The organism is Parasphingomonas zepuensis (assembly GCF_036663735.1).
Lineage (GTDB): Bacteria > Pseudomonadota > Alphaproteobacteria > Sphingomonadales > Sphingomonadaceae > Sphingomonas.
Window position 1 is genome coordinate 1 of sequence record NZ_JAXOJO010000084.1, and the last position, 1,065, is coordinate 1,065.

Sequence of the window (1,065 nt, forward strand, 5' to 3'; positions counted from 1 at the left end):
TCTGGCGTGCATTCGATTTCGACGTTGATCTTCAATGCTTCTCTCCGCTTCGTGCTTGAGCCGACGCCACGCCCTGCCCTATCGTGCGCTGCATGTATGCGCCCGACCATGGCATGATCGCAACGCCCATCGGCATGATCCGTGTGGATGGCAATGACGCAGCAATTACGTCAATCCGGATTGGCGCCGACGGCCCAGTGAACAAGGGCGGAGCGACGGCGGTAAAAGCAGCGGTGGAGCAGATTGAAGCTTATTTTTCGGGCGATCTCAAGGACTTCGATCTATCGTTACCGTGCGTTCGTTCGCCGCGAGGAGTGGTCCTTCGAAACGGGCTGATCGCCGTGGGTTACGGCGACACCGTCAGCTATGGCGAACTGGCACGGCGGCTCGACTCCGGGCCGCGCGCGATCGGGCAGTTGTGCGCCCGCAACCCTTTTCCGATCGTTGTCCCCTGTCACCGCGTCCTCGGCGCAGGTGGCGCACTGGGTTCCTATTCGGCGGGTGACGGCCTAGCGACCAAGACATGGCTGCTCCAGCACGAGCGGCGCTTCAGCAAGGGAGAGATTTAATGGCGACGATCACGATCGGGAGCCTCGACGGCAGCGGCGGCTTTACGGCCTATCGGGCGAATCCGGAGGGTGATGCAAAGGGCGCCATCGTGGTGATTCAAGAGGTCTTCGGTGTTAATGAAGGCATCCGCCGTAAATGCGATCATTGGGCATCGAAAGGGTATGTTGCGCTTGCCCCCGACCTTTTTTGGCGCATGGAATCGGGCATTGAGCTCGACCCGGACGTCCCCGACGAAATGCAGCAGGGCCTGAACCTGTTCGGCAAGTTCGATCAGGGCAAGGGCATCGAGGATATTGAAGCGACCATCCGGGCAGCGCGTGAAGCCGGCGGCGGCAAGGTCGGGGTGGTTGGCTACTGCCTGGGCGGACGGCTCGCCTATATGACGGCCGCGCGGACCGATGCCGACGCCAGTGTGGGCTATTATGCAGTGGCGGTCGATGGACTGCTGGGTGAGAAGCACGGCATCGCCAATCCGCTGATGCTGCATATTGCGGG

General features: G+C 61.4%; 2 protein-coding genes. Both read left to right on the plus strand.

Going from position 1 to position 1,065, the window contains the following annotated elements:
* The first annotated feature begins 92 nt into the window (after nucleotides 1-92).
* Nucleotides 93-569: a methylated-DNA--[protein]-cysteine S-methyltransferase gene (locus U1769_RS25425; RefSeq protein WP_332720934.1), complete on the plus strand. Its 477-nt coding sequence runs from the start codon at nucleotides 93-95 to the stop codon at nucleotides 567-569.
* Nucleotides 569-1,065 (plus strand): dienelactone hydrolase family protein (locus U1769_RS25430; RefSeq protein ID WP_332720935.1); only part of this gene is annotated, 497 nt, incomplete at its 3' end. The genes U1769_RS25425 and U1769_RS25430, both read left to right, overlap by 1 nt.

Excerpts from the sequence above, each read along its gene's own strand:
- U1769_RS25425 (WP_332720934.1), top strand. The coding sequence starts at position 93 with ATGTATGCGCCCGACCATGGCATGATCGCAACGCCCATCGGCATGATC.